Below are 21305 nucleotides of genomic sequence, written 5' to 3'. Positions count from 1 at the left end.
CACACTGACGCCCTGACGGCGTGAACCCACCCCGGCGGACGGCCGCACCGCGCGGCCGTCCGCCGGCACCCCTCATCTTGACCGGAGCACCCCGACGATGCGCATACGAATCGTTTTCTCGGCCGCCCTGGCCGCACTCGGCCTCATGTTCCTGCTCCCCGCCGCGGCCCACGCCCACGGTGACACCGTGAAGGTGGTGGTGACCGGCCAACGGGAGGGTCGTGTCACCGCCGATGTCACCTGGGAGAACGACGGGGACGCCGTGGACGAGACCGTCGCCGCGACCGTGAACGCGGTCAGCGTCGACGGCTCCCGCACCATGGGGCCCTGGCGCCTGGTGCGCGATCCCGCCGCGGCGCCGGCGGGCTGGACCACGGCCGAGGCGCTGCCGCCGGGTTCGTGGAAGGTCAGCGTCGACGTGGGGTTCCCGGCCCTGGGGCACGGCGAACTCGAAGTGGGCGTACCCGTGGTGGACCCGGCTCCGGGCGCTCCGACCCCGGTCGCCTCCGCGGCGGCTCCCGCCCCGTCGTCCGCCGCGCCGGTGTCCTCGGCGGCCTCGGCCGCCTCGGCCCCGGCCGCCTCCACAGCGCAGGCCTCGGAACCGGCCGCCGGGACCGAGGGATACGCCGTCTGGTGGACGACGGCGGGTGTGGCGGTGACCGCCGTGGCGGGCGCGGCCGTGGGTCTCCTGCTCCGCCGCCGCCGGCGCGTGCGGCTCGACCGTCTCAACTAGCCCAGGTCTGGGCTGGTTCGCGAAGCCCCGGTCACGGGGGGCCGGAGCGCCAGGGGGTGTCTTGTCGATCGGGCCCGTCCCGATCGGCAGGGCGCCCCCTGCGCCGTGTCTACCGGCCTGTGGCCACCGCGGCGGCGACCGCCTCGGCGAAGCGCTCCAGCCCCTGCGCGTTGATGCTCAGGAACAGGTTCGGCTCGATGAGTTCCAGCTCCATGACCACGGGTTCCCTGGCCCCGTTCAACGCCAGGTCCACCCGGGCGAACAGCAGGTCGCCCGGGGCGGGAACCGCGGCCAGCGCCGCCCGTGCGGTACGGAGCTCCGCCTCCGACGGCCGGTAGGGGGCGGCGCCGGGGTGCGGCACCCTGAAGTTGTCGATCAGCCCCGCCTCCGTCAGCAGGGCCTCCTTGCGGATCGCGTGGCTGAAGGTGCCGCCGAAGAAGATCAGCGCCCGCTCCCCCTCCTCCACCAGCGGCAGATACGGCTGGACGATCGCGGTACGGCCCTGTTCCAGCAGCATCCGCGCGTGGCGCTCGGCGTCCCCCCGGCGGCCGGGCTCGTAGCGCGCGGTGTCCCGTGCCCCCGAGGAGACGGCCGGCTTGACCACCACCCCGTGCGGCCCGTCGAAGTCCGCCGCCGCGCAGGGTCCGCCCGGTTCGAGGACCCTGGTCGGCACGACCGGGACTCCGCGCTCGGCGAGCTCCAGCAGATAGCGCTTGTCGCTGTTCCAGCGCACCAGCGGCGCCGGATTCCACAGCCGGGTGACCCTGGCCGTCGCGTCGGCCCAGGCCAGGAACTCCGCCAGGCGGTCCGCGTAGTCCCAGGTCGACCGGATGACCGCGAGGTCGTAGCCGTCCCATCCCGGTGTGCCCGCGTCCCAGGCCACCGCCTGCGCGGACAGGCCCGCGGCGCGCAACGCCGCCAGGATCAGCGGGAGATCCGCGTCCTGGCCGGCGCCGCCCTGGCTCGTCACGACCGCGATCCTCGCCGTACCCATACGCGTCTCCCGTCCTCACGCCTCGGACCGCCCGGTGCGGCCGCAACCCCGGACGATCACTCTTCCACACACGCCGTGGCGGGAACCCGGCCGCCCGGTCCTGCGTCGTACCCGGGGTGGAAGACGGTCCGAGGCAGACAGGTGGGGCTCCGGTGGTGGTGGACGTGGCGCGGAGCGGCGCGCGGCGCACCGCCCGGTGGCGCTGGGGCACCGATGCCCGGGGCCGTACGCCCTGGACGCGCGGGCGTGTTCTCGCGGCGCTCGCCGTACTGAGCGCCGCGCTGCCGGTGTTCCACTCCGCGGTCCCCAACGCGGTGGGCCGACTGGGCAGCGCGCTGGAGGCCTTCCTGCCCTGGCTGGGCCTCGCGGTCCCGGTCCTGCTCGTCGCTGCGCTGGTGCGCCGCTCGCTCACGGCGCTGGCGGCCGTGCTGCTGCCCGCGGCCGCGTGGGCGGGCCTCTTCGGCGGGCTGCTGCTGCCGGCGGACGGCGGACCGCACGACATCACGGCCCTCCAGCACAATGTGAGCGACGAGAATCCGGACCCCGCCGGCACGGCGCGCGCCCTGATCGGGTCCGCTCCGGATCTCATGGCCCTGGAGGAGCTGACGCCCTCCGCGCTGCCGGCCTACGAGGCGGCGCTGGCGGCCGCGTACCCGTACCACGCGGTCGAGGGCACGGTCGGACTCTGGTCGAGGCACCCGTTCACCGACGTCCGCCGGGTGGACATCAGGCCCGCGGGCATCGGGGAGGGCTGGAACCGTGGCCTGCGCTGCGGTGTGCGCACGCCCCGGGGTGAGATCGCGGTGTACGTGGCGCACCTGCCCTCGGTCCGCTTCCGGGCGAGCGGTTTCGGCTCCGGCCCGCGGGACGAGAGCGCGCGGCTGCTGGGCGCGGCCGTCGCCGCCGAGAAGCTGGAGCGGGTGATCCTGCTGGGTGACCTCAACAGCACGGTGGACGACCGCGGGCTCGCCCCGCTGACCTCCCGGTTGAGCGCGCCGCGGCGGGGGCTCGCCCTCAGCTGGCCCGCGGCCCTCCCGGTCGCCCGGATCGACCAGATCCTGACCCGCGGAGCGACCGCTGCCGAAGTCCGGACGCTGCCCGCCACCGGCAGCGATCATCTGCCGGTCGCCGCCCGCATCAGGCTGGACGCCTCATAGCCGGATGACGACCTTGCCGCGCACCCGGCCGTCCCGCAGGTGGCGAATGGCGTCGGGTACCTCGGCCAGCGGGTAGGTCCGGCCGACGGCGGGGGTCACCGAGCCGGCCTCGATGAGCTCCGTGAGGGCTTCGAGGTCGCGGCGGCGCACCAGGGTGCCGTGCGCGCGCAGCCGGTGGCCGACGAAGGGCGAGAGCAGCATCGCGCCCAGCTGCCGCTGGTTGCCGCCGATCCACTTGCCGCCGCCTTCCCCGCCGACGATGACGAGGGTCCCGCGGGGCGTGAGGGCGCGGCGCAGCCGGGCGATGGGCCGGTTGCCCGCGATGTCCAGGATGACGTCGTAGCGGCGGCCGCCGTCGACGGGGTCCTGCTGCGTGTAGTCGAGGACCTCGTCGGCGCCGAGGGAGCGGACCAGGTCGGTCTTGGTGGTGCTGCACACTCCGGTGACGTGGGCGCCGTAGGCCTTGGCCACCTGTACGGCGAAGCTGCCCACGCCGCCCGAGGCGCCGAGGACGAGAACGCTCTGGCCGGCCTCGACCTTGGCGCTGTCCCGTACGGCGCCCAGGGCGGTGCACGCGGAGACGGGCACGGCGGCGGCCTGTTCGAAGCTGAGGGAGGCCGGCTTCGGTGCCAGGGTGCTCTCCTTGGCGCGGGCGTACTCGGCGAACGACCCTGAGCAGTTGCCGTACACCTCGTCGCCCGGCCGGAAGCGGGTGACGTCCGGGCCGACGGCTTCGACCACCCCCGCGACGTCCAGGCCGCGGACGCGCGTCTTGGGTCTCCGCAGGCCCGACACGGCGCGGACCGCGTAGGGCAGGCCCGCCATGAGGTGCCAGACGCCCTGGTCGAGGCCGGCGGCGTGCACCCGTACGAGGACCTCGCCCTGGCCCGGGACCGGCCGGTCCATCTCTTCGATGCGCAGGACCTCGGGCGGTCCGTAGACGTCCTGGACGACGGCCTTCATGCTTCGTCTCCCTCGGTGGAGGTGTACTGGAACACGGTGTCGAGCGGTACTGCGAACACGCGTGCGATCTCGAACGCCTTCTCGAGGGAAGGCGAGTAGCGGCCCTGCTCGATGGCGATGACGGTCTGACGGGTCACGCCGATCCGGCGGGCGAGCTCGGCCTGGGTCATCTCGCCGTTGGCGAAGCGCAGGGCCCGGATGCTGTTGGTGACCCGGGTGGGCCTCACCACGGGTGGAACCCCAGCCGGTAGGAGGCGATCTTCGCGGTCGACGCGAGCAGGGCCGACAGGACGAATCCCAGGTAGATCGCGTTGGCGATCCAGAACTGGTCCGCCTCGGCCATCGCCAGGATCATCCCGCTCACGGCGCCGATCGCGACGAACGACTGGCCGATGTGGTCACCGAACTGGTGGATCTCCCGGTCGCGCTGGTCCTTGACCTTGCCCTCCTCGCGCGAGAGCAGCGCCACCGTGATGTGGAGCGCGATCGAGGCGACGATCGCCGCGCCGACCGTCCACAGCAGCGCGGCCACGTAGGGCTGCTGGGCCAGGGGCCCGCTCCCGGACCGCCCGAGAATGACGGCCAGATACGCCCCGTACGACACCACCGTCACCACGATCATGATCCACGCGCGTTTCTCCTCGACTGCCACTACCACTCCCCATGTAAAGAAAACCCGACATCGGTAGTGTCAAGGAATCAGGACACGGTGTCAATATTTCTTTACCTCACCGGGTGGCGGACCGCGCGCCGCGGGCCAAGGCCCTACGGCTGGAACCGGTTCCAGGGGATGCCTCTCGGCGACCGGGCGGGAGCTGCCTCTCAGCGGCCCGGGGCGGGAACTGCTCCTCAGCGACCCGCGGCGGGGGGCGCTTCGAGGAGCTCGGGCCCGTTGTTGCGCACGCTGTTGACCGCGGTCGACACGGCGCGGACGTCGAGCCGGCCGCCCGCGGGAGCGGCGAGCAGGGCGCGCAGTGCGTCCGGGTCCTGGTGGGACGGATCGAGCCACGCCTCGTAGTCCGCCGGGGCGAGCGCGAGCGGCATCCGTGGGTGGACCCGGCCGGCGGCGTCGGTGGCCTCGGTGGTGATGATCGTGCAGGTCGCCCACCACGCCGCCGGATCGTCGTCGGCGGCGACGGCGGGGTCGCGCCAGAACTCGTACAGCCCGGCCATCGCCATCACGTCGCCGTCCTCGGGACGGATGAAGTACGGCTGCTTGTAGGCCTTCACGGACCCGGAGGCGGGCACGGGCTGCCACTCGTAGAACCCGTCGGCGGGCAACAGGCACCGGCGCTTGGCGAAGGCGCGCCGGTAGGCCGGCTTCTCGTGCACCGTCTCCACCCGAGCGTTGATCATCTTCGCGCCGCCGGACAGGCTCTTCGACCACGAGGGCACCAGCCCCCACCGCAGGGGGCGCAGTTGCCGCTCCAGTACCCCGCTCTCCCGGTCGGCGCGCTCCAGCACCGCCCACACGGCATCGGTGGGGGCGACGTTCCAGCTCGGCTCCAGCACGTGCCCCGGATCCGGGGGCGTGGCCTGGAAGAGGCCGGACAGGTCCTCGGGACTGCGGGTGGAAGCGTAACGGCCGCACATACCGTCCACCCTGCCAGCTGAACCGGGTCCGCGCAGGCTACGCCGCGAAGCCGTCCGGGCCGGGGCCGTCGTGGCGGTTCACCTGATGGATGCGCAGCGCGAGTTGGAGCTCCAGCGCCCGCTCCGGGCGCTGCCAGTCACGGCCGAGCAGGCTGCCTATGCGGTCCAGGCGCTGTACGACGGTGTTGACGTGCACGTGGAGGGCCTCGGCGGCCCGGGACTGGCTCGCGCCCGTGTCGAAGTAGGCCCGCAGCGTGTGGGTGAGGTCGGTGCCGCGCTTCGCGTCGTACGCGAGCACGGGGCCCAGGGTCTGCCGTACGTAGCCGCCCAGATCCGTCTGGTCGCCGAGCAGTACGCCGAGGAAGCCCAGGTCGTGGAGGGCGGCGCCGGTGCCTTCGCGGCCCAGGGCGCACAGCGCGGTCCGGCAGCGGCGGGCCTCGGCGTAGGCGCCGGCGAACTCCGCGGGACCGGTGACCGGACCGGCGGATCCGACGGTGACGGGACCGGCGAGGACCTGGCGCAGCGCGTCCGCGAGGCGCGCGGCGGCGGGGCCGGGGGCGGAGGCGTGACCGGCTTCGGGGCCGGGTTCGGGGCCGGGTTCGGGGCCGGAAGCGGGGCCGGAAGCGGGGGTCTCGGCGGGGCAGACCAGGACGACATCCTCGTGGTGCAGTCCGGCGAGTCCCTTGCGGGCCTGGGCGATGCGGGCGGCGGCCGCCAGCAGCCGGGGCCGGGGCGCGGCCCCGGTGTGCAGGACGAACACCGCGTGCGGGTGGCCCAGGTTCATGCCGAGCCGGCGGGCCCGCGCCGACAGTCCGGCCGGGTCGGCGGCCCGGGTGAGCAGGTCGCCCAGCAGTTCGCCCCGTATCCGGTCCTCGGTCTCGGCGACCGAGCGGCGCAGGAGCAGCAGCAGGGCGGTGACCAGGCTGGCGCGCTCGAAGAGGCGGCGGTCGGCGGCGTCGAGGTCGGCGCGGCCGGTCAGGGCGATGCTGCCGAGCAGTTCCTGCCCGGCGAGGACCGCGCACACCCAGGTTCCGTGGACGAAGACGGCGCGTCCGCCGGCCCGTGAGGCGGCGACGGCCTGGGCGGACGGGGGCCGCGGGTCGGTACCCGCCCGGGCGAGCTCGGCCCCCTCGGCGTCGTGGACGAGGGTGCCGCCCTGCAGGACGGTGCCGATGGCGGTGGCCACGTCGGTGACGTCGCCGCCGCGCAGCACCAGGTCGGTGAGCCGGTCGTGGGCCTCCTCGGCCCGGCGCATGGCCTCGCTGTGCGCCTCGATGGTCCGCGAGGCCGCGTTGAGGTCGACCAGTGCGGTGCGCGTCTCGTCCAGCAGGCGGGCGCCGTCGATGGCGATGGCGGCGTGGTCGGCCAGGGAGGACAGCAGGGCGACCTCGTCGGGTGTGAAGGTACGGGCGGTGCGGTCGGCCGCGTAGAGGACGCCGATCACCCGGGTGCCCAGGCGCAGCGGTACGCCGAGGATGGCCCGCAGGCCCTCCTCGGCGACGGCGCTGTCGATCGTCGTGGTGTGCCTGAAGCGCCGGTCGTCGCGGTAGTCGCCGGTGGAGTACGGGCGGGAGGTCTCCGCGACCAGTCCGCCCAGCCCCTCCCCCATCCCGAGGCGCACGCGCTGGAAGGCGGCGGAGACCGAGCCGTCCGTCACCCGCATGTACGTGTCGCCCGCCTCCTCGTCGTTGAGGGACAGGTACGTCACGTCCGTGCCGAGGAGCAGCTTGGCCCGGTGGACGATCGCCTTCAGCACGGCGTCCGGTTCCCTGAGCCGGGCGAGGTCGCCGGCGGTGTCGAAGAGGGCGGCGAGTTCGGCCTCCCGGCGACGGTGCTGGCTGAGGGTGCGGCGGATGCGGAGCGCGACGCGGGTCGCGTCCGCGATCACCGCCGCGTCCCCGGCCGCCTCCGCGCCGGCTTCCGCATCCGAGAGGGCACCGTCCTGGAACGCCTCGGCGGGTGCGCCCTGATCCAGCAGGTCCAGGAGGTTGCGCAGCCGCAGCAGCGCTCCTTGGGTGGTGGGCATCGGGTGCTCTCCGTGATGCTCGGCGCGGACGGGGGCGGCACCGTTCGAGCCGGTGCCGCCCGCGCTCGGAAGGCCCGCGAGGCCCGTAAGGCCCGGACGGCCCGGACGGTCAGTTGTCGGCCGGCACCGTGTCGTGCCCGGCCCGACGGGCGGCCGGGACCGGTGCGCGTACCGGGGTGAGTTCCCGGGCCAGGCTACGCCCGCGGGTCTCCTTGGCCACCAGGACGGTCAGCGTGGTGACCGCCGCCGCCGTGGCGAGATAGACGGAGATGGGCAGGGACGAGTCGTAGTCGCGCAGCAGGGCCACGGCGATGATCGGTGCGAGCGCGCCGCCGATGATGGAGGCCAGCTGGGACCCCATCGAGGCGCCGGAGTAGCGGACCTCGGTGTCGAACATCTCGGAGATGAAGGCCGCCTGCGGTCCGTACATCGCGCCGTGCAGGAGCAGCCCGACGGTCACGGCCGCGGCGATCACCGGGAAGGACTTGGAGTCCAGCAGTGCGAAGAACGCGAACGCCCAGCCGGTCATGCCCACCGAGCCGATGAGGGTGACGGCGCGGCGCCCGATGCGGTCGGACAGCGCGCCCCAGGCCGGGATGGCCGCGAAGTGGACGGCGGAGCCGATGAGTACGGCGTTCAGTCCGTCGCTCTTGGGCAGCCCGAGGTGGCTGGTGACGTAGACGAGGAGGAAGGCGGTGATGACGTAGTACGAGATGTTTTCGCCGAGGCGGGTACCGACCGCGGTCAGGACCCCGCGCCAGTTCGTACGGAACACCTCGGCCACGGGCGGCTTGGCCTTGGCCCCGGCGGCGGCCCGCTCGGCGGCCCTGGCCCGCGCCTCCAGGAAGACCGGGGACTCCGAGACGGACATCCGGATCCACAGGCCGATCATCACCAGCACCCCGGAGAGCAGGAACGGGATCCGCCAGCCCCAGGCGAGGAAGGCCGCGTCGGACTGTACGGCGGCCAGGACGGCGAGTACCCCGGTGGCCAGCAGATTGCCTCCGGGCGCACCGGCCTGCGGCCAGGAGGCCCAGAAGCCGCGGCTCTTGTCGTCCCCGTGCTCGGAGACGAGCAGCACCGCCCCGCCCCACTCGCCGCCGAGCGCGAACCCCTGGATCAGGCGCAGGAGGGTGAGGAGGATCGGGGCGCCGACGCCGATGCTCGCGTGGGTGGGGAGCAGGCCCATGGCGAAGGTGGCCCCGCCCATGAGGAGCAGGCTGAGGACGAGAAGCTGCTTGCGGCCGATCTTGTCCCCGTAGTGGCCGAAGACCAGCCCACCCAGCGGGCGGGCCGCGAAGCCGATCGCATAGGTCAGAAAGGCGAGGAGGGTACCTACCAGGGGCTCGCTGCCGGGAAAGAACAGTTCGTTGAAGACGAGTGCGGCGGCCGAGCCGTAGAGGAAGAAGTCGTACCACTCGATGGTGGTCCCGATGAGGCTGGCGGCGACGATTCTCCTGATGGATCCGGCGGTCGGGGGAGCGGTCTCGGAGGAGGCCATGAACACCACTTCCAGGGGGTCTGCGGGGACGATCGGTGTCGCCACAACGTAGAAGTCCCCAAGTCGGCGGTGTATGTGGTGAGCCATCACAATCATGCGCCGTTCCGTGTTCCCTATCACCACACCGTCGGCGGAGACGCCTTCCGCAGCCCACGGCGCGGCGGTGACGCGCCCTGCCGGAATTGCAGAGTTGCGCCCGTTTCGGAGGCGCGGGGCACTCCGGCAACCGGCGGCAACCACCAGGAGGCCGGACGGGCGTAACCGCGCCGCACCGTCCGCGTGAACGCTGGTCTCGCAAGTGCCGTGCCCGGTACGGGGCGGTGCCTGGCGCAGCCAGGCCCTCAACCCCTTCCACCCGCAGGTCAAACGGAGTCTCGACCCGCTGCACGGATCGGCGGTGCGGGACGCGGCAACAGCGCGCTGTCGCAACGGGTGCCTCATCGGCAGAGGCTCCTTCCTCATGGCCCATCAGGCCGTCTCCGGCGACCTTCCGCACATCGGGGGCACCGCAGGGGCGTCCAGCCGGCGTGGCCGTCGCGCGGTGCTCGGCTGGTTTCCCGGAGACCCTGTCTGACGGTGCATGCCTTGGTACGGTCGTCGGACGACCGGAGGACCACAGGTACGGGCGAGGGGGCGGGCATGCTGGAAGAGGCGCTGTCCGCGGTGGCGGCGGCGGGTGCCACGGCGGTGGTGCAGGCAGCGGGTACCGACGCGTGGGGCGGGCTGCGGCAGCGGGTGGCCCGGCTGCTCGGGCGCGCGGACAGTCGCCGGGAACGGGCGGAGCTCGAACGGCTCGAACGGACCGCCGAACTGCTGACGGCGGCCGGGCCGACGGAAGCGGAGCACGTTCGGGAGGGTCAGGAGATCACCTGGCAGGGCCGCTTCGAGGTCCTTCTGGAGAGCCTGGACGCCGGGGAACGTGAGGAGGTCGCGGCCGAGCTGCGACGCCTGGCTGCCGGGCAGCCCGGACCCGGTCCGGCGGGCGGCACCACAGTGTCCGGCAACACCTTCCAGGGCCCGACCGCTGTACAGATCGGCGACTGGAACCGGCAGGACAACCACTTCGGCTCCGGGGCGTGACCGGCCTCGGCCCCGGAGCCGGTGGTGATGCCCTGTCGGTAGGGGTCGGCACACTGACGAGCAGGTCGTGCAGGAGAGCGAGCATGGCGGGTGGGAAACCGGCGGGCGGCCACCGCCCCGCATGTGCCGTGGGCAAGGTCCGGCGGGCAGCGGCCCGGGAGGGGCTGGCGGTCGATCAGTCACCGGACACCGGGACGGACCGTCTGGACGAGTTGGTGCTCTCCCGACCGGGCCCCCAACCGGGCCGCCAACCGGCGCCCGAACAGCTCGGGGAGGAGAACCATTCCGGCCCTGCGGAAGCGGACGGCCAGGACGCCGGATCGGCCCCGCCCCCGCCCCCGCGTCCGGCCGCCGGCAAGGGCGAGGCGGCCACCCGGACCGGCGGTCCGGACCACGGCGGGCCCGCCGTGAGCGGGAACACCTTCAACGGACCCACCGCACTCGTGATCGGCGACCACCCCCGGCAGCACAACCGCTTCGCCTCCCCATGAGCGACACCGGGCCGGGGCCCGACCACACCCCCCACCGCGACCACGGCCCGGACACCGTCTTCAAAGGCCCGGTCGCCCTGCAGAGCGGCGACCACAGCGTCCAGAACAACTACTTCACCCTCGCCCTCCCCGACCCGGTGGAGCTGGGCGCGCAGAGCCTGGGCCACGTGGTGCTGGCACAGTGGCGCCAGGAGGCCGCCCTGCGCGGTCTGCTGGAGCCGGACCCGATCCCGGTACGCTGGCGCGCCACGAGCGACGCGGAGCTTGCCGACCACGCCGAGCGGACCGGGCGCCCAGGCGAGGCGAGTACCGCGGACCTGGCGTCCTTCGCCGACGCGTTCTCGCACCCGCAACGGCGCAGGCTGGTGGTTCTGGGCGGGCCGGGCAGCGGCAAGAGCAGCTTCGCTGTCCTGCTGGTGATCAAACTGTTGCAGCGGATGGACGTGGGCGACCCGGTCCCGGTGCTGCTGCCACTCGCCTCCTGGCGGCCGGCCGAGGAGCACCTGACCGGGTGGCTGGAGCGCCAGCTCCTGCGGGAGTACCCCTATCTGGAGCGCGGGACGGTTCGTGAGCTCCTCGCCCGCAACCGCGTCCTGCCCGTGCTCGACGGATTGGACGAGCTGCCGGCCGCCGAGCGGCCGAACGCCCTGCGGGCGCTCAACACCGCTCTGGCGGCGGGCATCGCGCTGATCCTGACGTGCCGGACCGAGGACTACCGGATGGCGGTCCACTCCGCGTCCGTGCTGCGGGAGGCCGCCGTGGTCGAGGCCGACCCGCTGACCGCCGCGCAGGCCGCGCAGTACCTCCTCAGATCTGCCACGCCGCAGCAGCAGGAGCGCTGGCACCCGCTCGCGGACGCGCTGCGCAATGACCCGTCCTGCCCCGCGGCCGAGGTGCTGAAGGTCCCGCTCATGCTGTGGCTGTGCCGCACCGCCTACGCGCATCCCCGCCCGGGCGAGCTCCCCGAGGAGCTCCCCGAGGAGCTCGCCGACCGGCGCGCTTCCCCACCACCGCAGCCGTCGAGCGCCACCTGCTGGACTCGCTGGTCCCGTCCGTCTACCACGCACGTCCGCTGCCGCCTCCGCAGCCCGGCCGCAGGACGTCACGGGAGGCGCCCTGGGAGGGCCGGCGGGCAGACCAGCAGCGGGTCTCGCACTGGCTGGGCTTCCTCGCGCGGCACCTGGAACGGCGCGGCACGCCCGATCTCGCCTGGTGGGAACTGGGCACCGCCGTGCGCCTCGGGCCGCGCATGGCCGTGACCGGGCTCGTCTGCGCGGTGGGCGTCGGCCTCCTCGTCGGCCTCGTGGACGGGGTCCAGGCAGCTCTCGCCTACCCGGGGCCCGAACCCGGTCTGTGGCCCCGACTCGTGCACGGGATCCTCGTCGCCGCGGCCGACATCCTGATCAACGCCGTCCCCGCGGCCCTGGCCTTCGCCCTCGCCCACGGGATCGGCTTCGCGTTCAAGGGCGGGGCCCTCGAACCCTTTCGCGTTCGCATCCGCCTCGGCCGCGGCGCGCGGCGGCCGGGGGCCAGGTCCGGCACGGAGATCCTCGCCCGGGCTGGGCTGGGGATCGCCGGAGGGCTGGCGGCCGGGCTCGGGATCGGCCTGCTGCAGGGGATCGTCCGCAAGCTTCTGTCGGACGACCCGTACGCCCTCAGGGTCGGGCTGGTGGACGCCGTCATCTACGGCGGCATGTTCGCCGTCGCGGGCGGGCCCGTCGCCGCCGCGATGGCCTGGTGCGAGGCGCTCGAACCCATCGAAAAGGCCCCCGCCCCCGGTGAGCTGCTGACCCGCAACCGCAAGGCCGTGCTCCTGCAATGGCTGCTGTTCGCCCCCCTGTTCGGGGCCGCGGTCGCGGTCGCGGGCTGGCCTGCCGTCGAGCTGCTCGACGGCTACCTGTGGGGCATCCGGCTCGGCTGGACCATCCCGGACGGGCTCCGGTTCGGGCTCCTCACCGCCTTCGGAGCCGGGCTCGGCACCGCACTGAGCCTGACCGCCTGGGGCCAGTGGACGGTATTCGCGCGCCTCTGGCTGCCGTTGACCGGGCGGCTGCCCCGTACGGCGATGGCGTTCCTCGATGACGCACACCGGCGGGGCGTGCTGCGCAAGGCCGGCGCGGTCTACCAGTTCCGCCACACCCGCCTCCAACAGCACTTCGCCCGACCGGCGGTGCGGCTGCCCCGCGGGGAGAAGCCCTCCCGACGGTGAGTGGCCCCCCGTCGCGGGCGCCGGCCCGGGTCGGCGCCCGCGGGGGCTCAGCCGGCGGCGAAGGCCCGTTCCAGACGGGGGATGTAGTCCACCAGGTCCTGGGCCCAGCAGCCGGCGTTGTGGTGGCCGTCGCACCGGGTTCCCCATCCGGCACCGTTGCCGTAGCCCACGTAGTAGTACGGCATGCGGAGGGCGTTCAGACTGTCCCTGGCGTGCTTGTTCGCGCCCTCGATCCAGTACTCCGGCGAGAGCGGATCGCCGGCCCCGCTGCCGGTGTAGATCGAGATGCCGATACCTGCCAGCCTGCTCATGTGGGCGGCAGGGTCGGCCTCGTTCCACAGCCGGTCGATGTTGAACACCGGGTAGGGCGAGCCGAACAGGGCATCGCTCGACACGGCGGGCGTATAGCTGCCGGTGCAGTCCCCGCCGGTGGACGAGGACGACCCGCAGAATCCACCCGGCGCGTTGGTGAGGGAGGCGACCACGGCCAGCCTCAGGCCCATCGAGGCCGCCGACAGGTCGAGGCCCCCCGACATCGAGGCGACCTCGGCGAACAGTTCCGGGCGCCGTTGGGCGTAGTGCATCGCGCCGAAGCCGCCCATCGAGATCCCCGCCACGGCACGGCCCCGCTTGGCCGCGACGGTGCGCAGGTTGTCGTCGATGAACGGAATCACCTGGTCGAGGTGGAAGGTCTCCCAGTTCTGCGCGCCCGCCGCCGTGTTCTGGTCACGCCAGTTGGCGTACCAGCCCCTCGGCCCGCCGTCCGGGATCACTGTGATCATCGAGGTTGAACTGTGCAGCGCGGGGTAGTTCTGGTTGGCCGGACTGTCGGGTGAACCGTGCAGAAAGTACAGCACCGGGTATCGCCTGGCCGGGTCGTCCCAGTAGCCCGGCGGCAGAATGATCCTGATGGGGTGCTGCTTGGCGACCTGCACCGTGGTCACGGTGACCGTGAACTCGGTGGCTGTGCCGACCGAGCCGATCTGGGTCAGCCCGTGACCATCCGTCAGGACCGGTGGCCCCTGGGGCACCGACGGGTCAGCGAGCGGGCGCGGCGCCGCCAGCATCAGCAGGGCAGCGGCCGCGACGAGGACGGCCCAAGCCCGTAAGCCCCGGCCGACGGGGAATGAACTCATCAACGGTCCTTCGGAGTCAGGGACCGGCGCAGGCCGGTCAGGAAGGCAGGATGAGGGGTATCCGCGTACCTGACGCCGTCCGGAGGCCCGGGAACCGTATGTCCGGCCGGACGGACGGCACACCACGCTGGTCATTCCCAACGCCGCGGCTGCAAGGTCACGGTGATCCGATCATCGCGAGGAACCTCGACCGCGACGTCCACGGCCGGCACCACTGTCCCACGGCCCTGTCGGACTGTCGACGCCTTCCCCCAGCATCACACCCTGACCGATGACAGCGGCCCGGCCCGGGCCCCCGCGGAGATGTGATGGGGGCATGAAGGGCTTTCGGTCTGGGTGGAAGTGGTCATCGGCCTGCCCGAGGAGAGCGCGCCGGACAACCTTCTGGCCCCAGTGCTCGGGTGCCCCTGCGGGATGGGCGAGCAGGTCGAGGACCCGCGACCACAGTCACCGCCCAGTGCCACACGGCCTTCGCCCCACAGTGCCGTTTCCAGTCTGCGCGAGGGCGAAAACCTCGCGCTGATCCAGGCCACCGACGACTGCGTCTGGCTGCCTGAACCGGAGCACACCACTGTCAGACTCGCGGCACGGCGAGCCGCAGGTGGAGATCCCCGGCCAAGAGGCCGCGTCCCCCACCGCCTACCAGCTGGCCACGCTGCCACACGGAGACGCGAGGCTTCCGCTCCGAACGACGGATCTCGCGGGTCTTCGACTGGCTGCAGGCGCCGTTCGCCGGGGGCTGCTTCCTCGGCGACTATCAAGGCCTGGTGGCGGACGGCAAGGGGGTACGGGCGGTACTTGACCGAGACCCACTCCGACACACCACAGAGCCGTACGGACGTGTACACCATCGGTCTCCGTACCCCGTGACCGCGCCGGGCCCGCCCACGAAGGTGCACCACCTGGGGAATGAGCACGGGGAGTTCAAAGGACGGCTGGGCCGCTCCGGCAGAACCGGCAGGTGGGGAGCGCCCTTCCGCACCCGCACGGGAGCCGGCCCCTTGCCCGAGTGCCGGCTCGGCGGCCACATGGAGCCCGCACGGCTGCGGCTTTGCCGCGTACGGAATCTCCGACGAGCGCGGCCGGCGAGCCCGCACGGCGGGCTGACCACCCGCGCACCGCCTGAGCTGTATGTACTCATGCCAGAAGAGGTTCAGTGCTCGCAGAGGGAGAATTCTCGCTCGTAGAGCTGCTCGTTGTGTTCGTCGACGAAGAACTTGCGTTCCTGCATGAGTTGTTCCCGGTAGTTCTTGGCCTGCTCAAGCGTCATGGTCGAGGTGTCGGACCAGGGTTGTTGCGGCGGCACATCGGATGTCGAAACGATCTTTTCCGACGGGTCGACCAGGAAGAACGCCAGAATTTTGCGATATCCCGGGCGTGTGGGGTCCGTCAGCCGGAATGAGCCGACGCGGTGTTGCAGGATGTTCGGGAACGCCAGGCAGCGGCCCGCTGGGGTCGATGTCGATCCCAGCACCTGGTTCAGTGCGTCTTCGTCCTCCAGGCCGTAGACCTCACGCAGGCCGTTGTCGTCGTTCTGTTCGTAGTTCGGGTCGTCGAGCGCCGCCCGGAAGCTCAGCCGGCTTTCGGTGATGTTCTCGCTGTCCCAGTAGTAGATGCCGGTCGAGACGATCCGCTCGTTCATCATCCCCTCGACGTGCCAGGAACCGCCGGGGTACTCGGGCTTGTCCGGGGTGAGATGAATGGTGGCGAGCTTGACGATGACCTGCAGGCGGCGGCCGCGCAGGTCGACTCGGGCGGATTCTTCGGGCAACTCGGGCGGGGTGAAGGTCGGGGCGTCGGGAATGGCCGGGCGACGGTTTTCCCACCAGTCGTCCTGGGCTTCTCCCCATGCACGGAGGGCTTCTGCGTAGGCCCCGTCGTCACTGTAGGAGGTTTTGTTCGGATACTCCGGCTTCGAGTCGTACCACCCGTAAGGATCGGCCTCGATTCGCAGGGGTCGCGGATGGCGCAGATCGGTGAGCACGTTCTCCAGCAGCGGGCGGAAGCACGCGAACAAGTCCGGCAGGACGGAGGCCAGTTCGCGATGAGCCTCGGGGTGGACGTTGTTGACGTACGAACGGAAGGCGACATCGCCATCGTCACTGACGTCGACATCTGTGGGCAGCCACTGGAATTTCTCCGAGAATTCGTACTTCGAGTAGCGGTCCGTCGGGTTCTTCCAAGCCCTCTCGGGCGCCCCGCTCACCTCTCTCACCAGGCAGAACAGTGAGGGATGAACCAGATCCAGTACCTGGCCGTCGGATCCGGGGTGCCAGTCCTGTTCCGTTGCGGGGGCCTGCTCCAGAACCCGAACCGCCTCGCGCAGCCGGAATCCGAGCTTGTCGTCGACCAGTGCGTCCGACTGCCACACCCCGTCGACGGCGGACACCTCGACGCCGGTTCGCCCGTCCCGCAGCGCGGCGTAGTGCAGGAGTTCGGCAAGCACGTAACGAACCTGGGCTTCGGTGAGCCCCTGGGCCACCGCTTCCTGCGTCCACCTGGCGACGATGTCGGCATCGTTCATCTTGTCGAACCACCCCGGCTTCGCCCGGATGAGCGCGCTGCACTGCATCATCTGAAGTTCCCGCAGCGTTCGGGGTGTCGCGAACGATATGGAACGGGAAGCATGAAAGGGCAGCGGGAAAGCAGACAGGCCGGTCAATTCTCTTGGTCCTTGCAGTCGGTGTGCGGTGTCGGGAAGGATAGTTCAGCAGACTGACACCGCCCGCCCGTGGTCCCTGTCATCGCTGGTCCGGGAGCATCGTGGTCAACAACGCCGGCTACGGCCTCGTGGGCGCGATCGAGGAGGTCTCCGAGAAGGCTGCCCGGGCTCTGTTCGACGTCAACGTGTTCGGTGTGCCCGGAGGCCGAGTGGCCCGAGACGATCCCCCGCTGCCGCAGCCGACCACACTCGTCCTTTCCTGCGCCGACACCCTCACCGCGCTGATCGACGACCGATGCGCGCGGGCTCCAGGCCGAGGACTTCACCGGAGCCGTCACCGCCCGCATTCCCCGCCACTCCATCGGGGGATTCGCGGGGGGCACACACCGGATCGTCACTAGTCTGAAGAGGACAACTTCAGCGATCGACGGGGTTCTGATGTCGGATCCGATGACTGTCCTGGCCATGACCGGGGCGACCACCCTCGTGGCGGCGATGGCCACCAACGTCTGGGAAGGCACACGGGACCGGGTCGTGGAACTCGTCCGGCGCCGGGACTCGGATCGGGCGGCGGCTCTGCGGGCCCAGTTGGACGGCGACGCCGACCTCGTCCTCGAAGAGGGGGCGGACGCCGACCTCGTCCGCGACGACCTGGTACGTCCCTGGGCCCGCCGGATCGCCGCGCTGCTGCGCGACCACCCCGAGGCGGCCGACGACGTGCGGGCCATGGTCGAGGAGGCCGTCCTGCCCCACTCCGCGCAGAGCTGGTCGCAGCACATCACCGCACACGCGGGCGGCGCGGCCTTCGGAGCGCAGGGGCCCGGCAGCAGCGTCCACGTGCACCATCACCGGCCGGCGTCCGGCGACGCCCCCGTATGAGCGGTCAGGACCCCTCCCCCGCACGCCAACACGTCAGCGCGAAGGGCGGGTTCGCCTACGCGGTGATCGGAGGTGACATCCACGTCTATGTGGACGGGCTGCCGGTCTACGTACTGGAGAACTGGCGTCCCGCCCCGGACCCGGATCCGGAGTGGCTGCGGGAGCTGCCCAGCCGCATGCTGAGCGCCCGTCACGAGATCGTGCCGTTCACCGGCCGGGCCGAGGAGCTCGCCGATCTGCATGCCTGGCGCTCCTCGAGGCGCCGCCTGGCCGTTCGGTGGCTTCAGGGGCCCGGAGGCCAGGGCAAGAGCCGTCTCGCGGCGGCCTTGGCCCGGGAAGCCGTCGCGGACGGCTGGAAGGTGGTCAGGGCCGTCCACGGCCCGGGCAACGTGCTGGCGCCGGCCGCCGACGAGAGCGTGGATCTGCGAACCGACGACACGGCCGGGCTCCTCCTCGTCGTCGACTACGCCGACCACTGGCCCCTGCCGCATCTGACCTGGCTCATGAGCAACCGGCTCCTGCACCGGCAGCACCTGCCGACGCGCGTGCTGCTGCTGGCCCGCGGTTCCGACATGTGGCCGGCCTTGCAGGCCTCCCTCAGCGACGTCCAGGCCGCCACCTCCGCCCAGATCCTCTCGCCGCTGCCGGGCGGGGAGGACGGACCGCGTGCCGAGATGTTCCGTGCCGCCCGGGACACCTTCGCCGCCTGCCGCAACCTGGCGTCCGCCGCAGAGGTTCGGCCGCCGATGTCCCTGGACGGAGGCGACTTCGGGCTGACGCTCAGCATCCACATGGCCGCCCTCGTGGCCGTCGACGCCCATGTGCGCGGCGAGCGGCCACCCACCGACGCCGCCTTCCTGGTCACCTACCTCCTCAACCGGGAAAGGTCCCACTGGGCCCGGCTCCACACCCAGGACGCGGGGCGCCGCCCCGCCGCGGTCGGGCGGAGCTGGAGCACTCCGCCCGAGCTGATGAACCGGACGGTGTTCGCGGCCGCCCTCACGGGGCCGGTCGCCCGGAGTGCCGGCCTCGGTGTCGTCGCGCGCGTGGCCGCGAACCCTCCGGTCCTGAACCACCCCGCCGAGCGGACCCTCACGGACCACACGACCTGCTACCCGCCCCCCGAACCCGACCGGTCGACCGTGCTCGAACCCCTGCTGCCCGACCGGCTCGCCGAGGACTTCCTCGCCCTCACCCTCCCCGGGCACAGCGCCGAAACCGCCTATCCCTCGGCCCCGTGGGCTCCGCACGCCCTCCACACGCTGCTGCCGCTCGGCGCGGACCGGACGGCGGCCCCCTGGGCACCGCGCGCGCTCACCTTCCTGGCCGCATCCGCCGCGCGCTGGCCGCATGTGCGCCGCCGCCATCTGTACCCGCTGTTGCGACGGGCCCCTTGGCTCGCCATCGCGGCCGGCGGCCCGGCGCTCGGCACGCTGCTGGCCCTCGACGACATCGACCCCGGGCTCCTGGCGGCCGTCGAGGCGGAACTGCCCACCCATGAGAGCGCCGAATTCGACCCGCACCGCACCACCCTCGTCGAACGTCTCGCCCCCCACTGGCTGGCCGGCTCCGACGACCCGGCCAGGCACGCCCAGGTGCAGACCACCCTCGCCTTCGCCCTGACGGGCTCCGGACGACTCCTGGAGGCGCACGCCGCCACTGTCCGGGCCGTCGAGCTGTACGAAGACGTGGCGGCACGGGACCCGGCGGCGCACACGGCAGATCTGGCGATGGCGCTGGACAACCTCTGTGCGGCCTCCAACCGCCTCGACCTCCTGCGGGAGGCCGTCGAGGCGGGCGGCAGAGCGGTCGACCTCCGGCGCCGTCTGGCGTGGGCCGACCCGGGCACCCACCGTGCCCCGCTGGCCACCGCCCTGACCAACTACGCGGCAGTGCTTCGACAGTGCGGGCGGGACATCGAAGCGCTGCGTGCGCACACCGAATCGATGGAACTGGTCACACGACTGTTCGAGGAGCGTCCCGGCGCGCACGAGCAGACGCTGGGTCTCCAGTTCCTCGACCTGGGTGTCACACTGCTGGCCGCGTTGCGGGAGCCTGCCGCGCTCGCCGCGACGCACGCCGCGGTCCTCCTCCTCGAACGCGAGACCGGCAGCGGTTCGCCGGTCCGCGAAGGACCACTGTCGACGGCCCTGACGAACCTGGCACGTATCCTGCTGACCCAGAGCCAGGGCCTGCGGGCCGGGACGGACTGGCGCGAGCGGGCCCTGGAGGCGAGTGCCCGCGCGGTGGAGATCAACCGTCGGCGGGTGAAGGCGAACCCGTTCGCGCTGGCAGAGGATTTCGCGCTGTCCCTCCGGATCCACGCCAAGGCCCTCGCGGCGGCCGGCCGGCCGACGGCCGCGCGAACGGCGCTCGACGAGGCCGACCTGCACTCCTTCGGCACGCGTCCCGCGAGCCGTCCGGCCCACGTTCCTGACGTGCCGTACGACCCCCAGGAGGCTTCCGACGTCGTGGACGCCGTAGAACTCGCGGTGTTCCGGTACATGGCCCGCGTGGACGTGGCAAGGTATGGGAAGCATCTCCTGCCGCGCCTGTACAGGGCCCTCCCGCGTGGTGGCGAACCGGCGGACATCCCCCTGTTGGAGGAGGTCGCCGCCGTGCAGCGGGGTCTGGCCCTGCACGATCCCGATCCGTCGTCGCGTGCCGGCCATACGTTCCTGCTCGCGTCCACGCTCCTGTCGGTCAGCGACGAACTGTGGAGGGCGGGGCGCCGTCCGGAGGCCCTCGGAGCGATGGAGCAGGCGGTGGAGGCCCACCGCCGACTCGCGGCGATGAACCCGGGCAGGTACCGCAAGGGGCTCGTCGGGATGCTGAGGATGCTGGCGGCCCGCCAGAAGACGGCGGGCCGGCACCGCGACGCGCGTGCGAGCCGTCGCGAAGCCCGCCGTCACCGATGGCCCTTCGGTGGCAGCGCCGGCTGACCGGCGTCCGGTCGCGGGGGCGCCGAGGCCGCCCGCCGGGGCGCCGGCCGCCCACGCGTCAGCCTGTCCGATGTCGATCCGCCGCCCACCACCCGGACCCCGAAGGGGCGGTCGGTGTGTGTCACGGACGCGCGGATCTTGTCTCCGGGGCAGGTGACTCGGCAGGAGGCCGCCACGCCGATCTGGTGGTCCGGGTGCGGTCGTCCGCGAAAAGGGGCTCCGACCGGCGAGCCGGCCGGCCATGCCCTCGGACGCTCCGCGGTGGACTGACCACGAAGATCCATCTCGCTGCCGACGACCGCTGCCGGCCGCCGGCCTTCGTCTTCAGGCCCGGCCAGGCCGGTGACGCACCGGCGTTCACCCGGGTCATGGCCGCGATCCGGGTGACGAGGCCGAAAGGCAGGCGCGAACCCGGCCCGTCGTCGTGCCGACGGACAAGGCGTACTCGTCCCGCGCGATCCGCGAGCACCTGCGCAGACGCAGGGTCCGGGCCGTGATCCCACGGCCGGCCTTCGATCGCGAGGCCTACAAGAAGCGGAACGCCGTTGAACGCTGCATCAACAAGCTCAAGCAGCGGCGCGGCCTGGCCATCCGTTACGACAAGATCGGCTGCTCTGCCAAAGCAGTTGACTGACGTACCGGTTGTTTCGACAGATGCTTCCGATGTTGTCGTGGTGGTCCGCACCCGCGCGCGGTCGGCACGCCTCCCGTCACTGAGCGTTCGGGCGCTGGCCTACCGGCCGGAGCGCATTCGGACCCTCACCGTCACCTACCCCGGCCGATCCGGCCAACCGCTACACCCTCCAGACCGCGGTGATCGGAGCCCGCCTGCTGAGCCCCCGGTGACACGGCTGGGGCTGCGTGAGGGCGAATTAGCGCAGCCTGAGGCAGAGGGCAGAGGCGGAGCCGGCGACCGGGTTCACGACGGCGCCGTGCTGG

17 protein-coding genes and 2 pseudogenes are annotated in these 21305 nt (G+C 72.3%); 10 read left to right on the top strand and 9 right to left on the bottom strand.

Going from position 1 to position 21305, the window contains the following annotated elements; translation table 11 throughout:
- The first annotated feature begins 97 nt into the window (after positions 1-97).
- Positions 98-733 (top strand): hypothetical protein, encoded by a 636-nt coding sequence (locus tag ACFY04_RS09765; protein ID WP_389115358.1) that lies wholly within the window; start codon positions 98-100, stop codon positions 731-733.
- A 109-nt stretch (positions 734-842) separates the two neighbouring features.
- Here the strand turns inward: ACFY04_RS09765 and ACFY04_RS09760 are convergent, their stop codons facing one another.
- On the bottom strand, positions 843-1727 hold the full coding sequence (locus ACFY04_RS09760; protein WP_389115357.1) for a RimK family alpha-L-glutamate ligase: 885 nt from the start codon (positions 1725-1727) through the stop codon (positions 843-845).
- A 269-nt stretch (positions 1728-1996) separates the two neighbouring features.
- On the opposite strand from ACFY04_RS09760, the gene ACFY04_RS09755 reads away from it, so the two are divergent.
- The gene (locus tag ACFY04_RS09755; RefSeq protein ID WP_389115465.1) at positions 1997-2884 is read left to right on the top strand and encodes an endonuclease/exonuclease/phosphatase family protein; all 888 of its coding nucleotides are present in this window, start codon (positions 1997-1999) and stop codon (positions 2882-2884) included.
- Here the strand turns inward: ACFY04_RS09755 and ACFY04_RS09750 are convergent.
- From ACFY04_RS09750 to ACFY04_RS09725, 6 genes are all read right to left on the bottom strand, one after another.
- Entirely contained in the window at positions 2879-3847 is a 969-nt protein-coding gene (locus ACFY04_RS09750) for an NAD(P)-dependent alcohol dehydrogenase (RefSeq protein WP_389115356.1), read from the bottom strand. The genes ACFY04_RS09755 and ACFY04_RS09750 overlap by 6 nt on opposite strands.
- Positions 3844-4047 (bottom strand): helix-turn-helix transcriptional regulator, encoded by a 204-nt coding sequence (locus ACFY04_RS09745; RefSeq protein WP_314246239.1) that lies wholly within the window; start codon positions 4045-4047, stop codon positions 3844-3846. The genes ACFY04_RS09750 and ACFY04_RS09745 overlap by 4 nt, the downstream gene beginning before the upstream one ends.
- Positions 4048-4070: 23 nt before the next feature.
- Positions 4071-4499 carry a hypothetical protein gene (locus ACFY04_RS09740; protein WP_389115355.1) on the bottom strand — a complete coding sequence of 143 codons (429 nt, stop codon included), beginning with the start codon at positions 4497-4499 and terminating at the stop codon, positions 4071-4073.
- 197 nt (positions 4500-4696) lie between these two features.
- Entirely contained in the window at positions 4697-5440 is a 744-nt protein-coding gene (locus ACFY04_RS09735; RefSeq protein ID WP_389115353.1) for an SOS response-associated peptidase, read from the bottom strand.
- A gap of 37 nt (positions 5441-5477) precedes the next feature.
- On the bottom strand, positions 5478-7466 hold the full coding sequence (locus ACFY04_RS09730; protein ID WP_389115352.1) for a helix-turn-helix domain-containing protein: 1989 nt from the start codon (positions 7464-7466) through the stop codon (positions 5478-5480).
- A 109-nt stretch (positions 7467-7575) separates the two neighbouring features.
- On the bottom strand, positions 7576-8967 hold the full coding sequence (locus ACFY04_RS09725; RefSeq protein ID WP_389115464.1) for an MFS transporter: 1392 nt from the start codon (positions 8965-8967) through the stop codon (positions 7576-7578).
- 639 nt (positions 8968-9606) lie between these two features.
- On the opposite strand from ACFY04_RS09725, the gene ACFY04_RS09720 reads away from it, so the two are divergent.
- The 4 genes from ACFY04_RS09720 to ACFY04_RS09705 all read left to right on the top strand — a co-directional run bounded on the left by ACFY04_RS09720 (position 9607) and on the right by ACFY04_RS09705 (position 12747).
- The gene (locus ACFY04_RS09720) at positions 9607-10047 is read left to right on the top strand and encodes a hypothetical protein (protein WP_389115351.1); all 441 of its coding nucleotides are present in this window, start codon (positions 9607-9609) and stop codon (positions 10045-10047) included.
- An 83-nt stretch (positions 10048-10130) separates the two neighbouring features.
- Entirely contained in the window at positions 10131-10538 is a 408-nt protein-coding gene (locus ACFY04_RS09715; RefSeq protein ID WP_389115350.1) for a hypothetical protein, read from the top strand.
- Positions 10535-11797 (top strand): NACHT domain-containing protein, encoded by a 1263-nt coding sequence (locus tag ACFY04_RS09710; protein ID WP_389115349.1) that lies wholly within the window; start codon positions 10535-10537, stop codon positions 11795-11797. The genes ACFY04_RS09715 and ACFY04_RS09710 overlap by 4 nt, the downstream gene beginning before the upstream one ends.
- A complete protein-coding gene (locus ACFY04_RS09705) occupies positions 11788-12747 on the top strand; it encodes a hypothetical protein (protein ID WP_389115348.1) in 960 nt (319 codons plus the stop codon). The genes ACFY04_RS09710 and ACFY04_RS09705 overlap by 10 nt, the downstream gene beginning before the upstream one ends.
- A gap of 47 nt (positions 12748-12794) precedes the next feature.
- Here the strand turns inward: ACFY04_RS09705 and ACFY04_RS09700 are convergent, their stop codons facing one another.
- On the bottom strand, positions 12795-13883 hold the full coding sequence (locus ACFY04_RS09700; protein WP_389115346.1) for an alpha/beta hydrolase: 1089 nt from the start codon (positions 13881-13883) through the stop codon (positions 12795-12797).
- Positions 13884-15036: 1153 nt separating this feature from the next.
- Positions 15037-16545: a DUF4246 domain-containing protein gene (locus ACFY04_RS09695; RefSeq protein ID WP_389115345.1), complete on the bottom strand. Its 1509-nt coding sequence runs from the start codon at positions 16543-16545 to the stop codon at positions 15037-15039.
- A 465-nt stretch (positions 16546-17010) separates the two neighbouring features.
- Here ACFY04_RS09695 and ACFY04_RS09690 point away from each other — a divergent pair, with 465 nt between their 5' ends.
- The 4 genes and pseudogenes from ACFY04_RS09690 to ACFY04_RS09675 all read left to right on the top strand — a co-directional run.
- A complete protein-coding gene (locus ACFY04_RS09690; protein ID WP_389115343.1) occupies positions 17011-17424 on the top strand; it encodes a hypothetical protein in 414 nt (137 codons plus the stop codon).
- The gene (locus tag ACFY04_RS09685) at positions 17421-20366 is read left to right on the top strand and encodes a hypothetical protein (RefSeq protein WP_389115342.1); all 2946 of its coding nucleotides are present in this window, start codon (positions 17421-17423) and stop codon (positions 20364-20366) included. Before ACFY04_RS09690 ends, ACFY04_RS09685 begins: the two co-directional genes overlap by 4 nt.
- 257 nt (positions 20367-20623) lie before the next feature.
- Positions 20624-21000: pseudogene (locus ACFY04_RS09680) on the top strand (transposase); the annotation flags it as partial.
- A gap of 55 nt (positions 21001-21055) precedes the next feature.
- Positions 21056-21212: pseudogene (locus ACFY04_RS09675) on the top strand (PucR family transcriptional regulator); the annotation flags it as partial.
- Between the last annotated feature and the right edge of the window lie 93 nt (positions 21213-21305).

Source organism: Streptomyces sp. NPDC001549, from assembly GCF_042894025.1.
Lineage (GTDB): Bacteria > Actinomycetota > Actinomycetes > Streptomycetales > Streptomycetaceae > Streptomyces > Streptomyces kutzneri.
The sequence above is the reverse complement of the archived record's forward strand: the minus strand, read 5'-3'. Positions and strand labels throughout refer to the sequence as shown.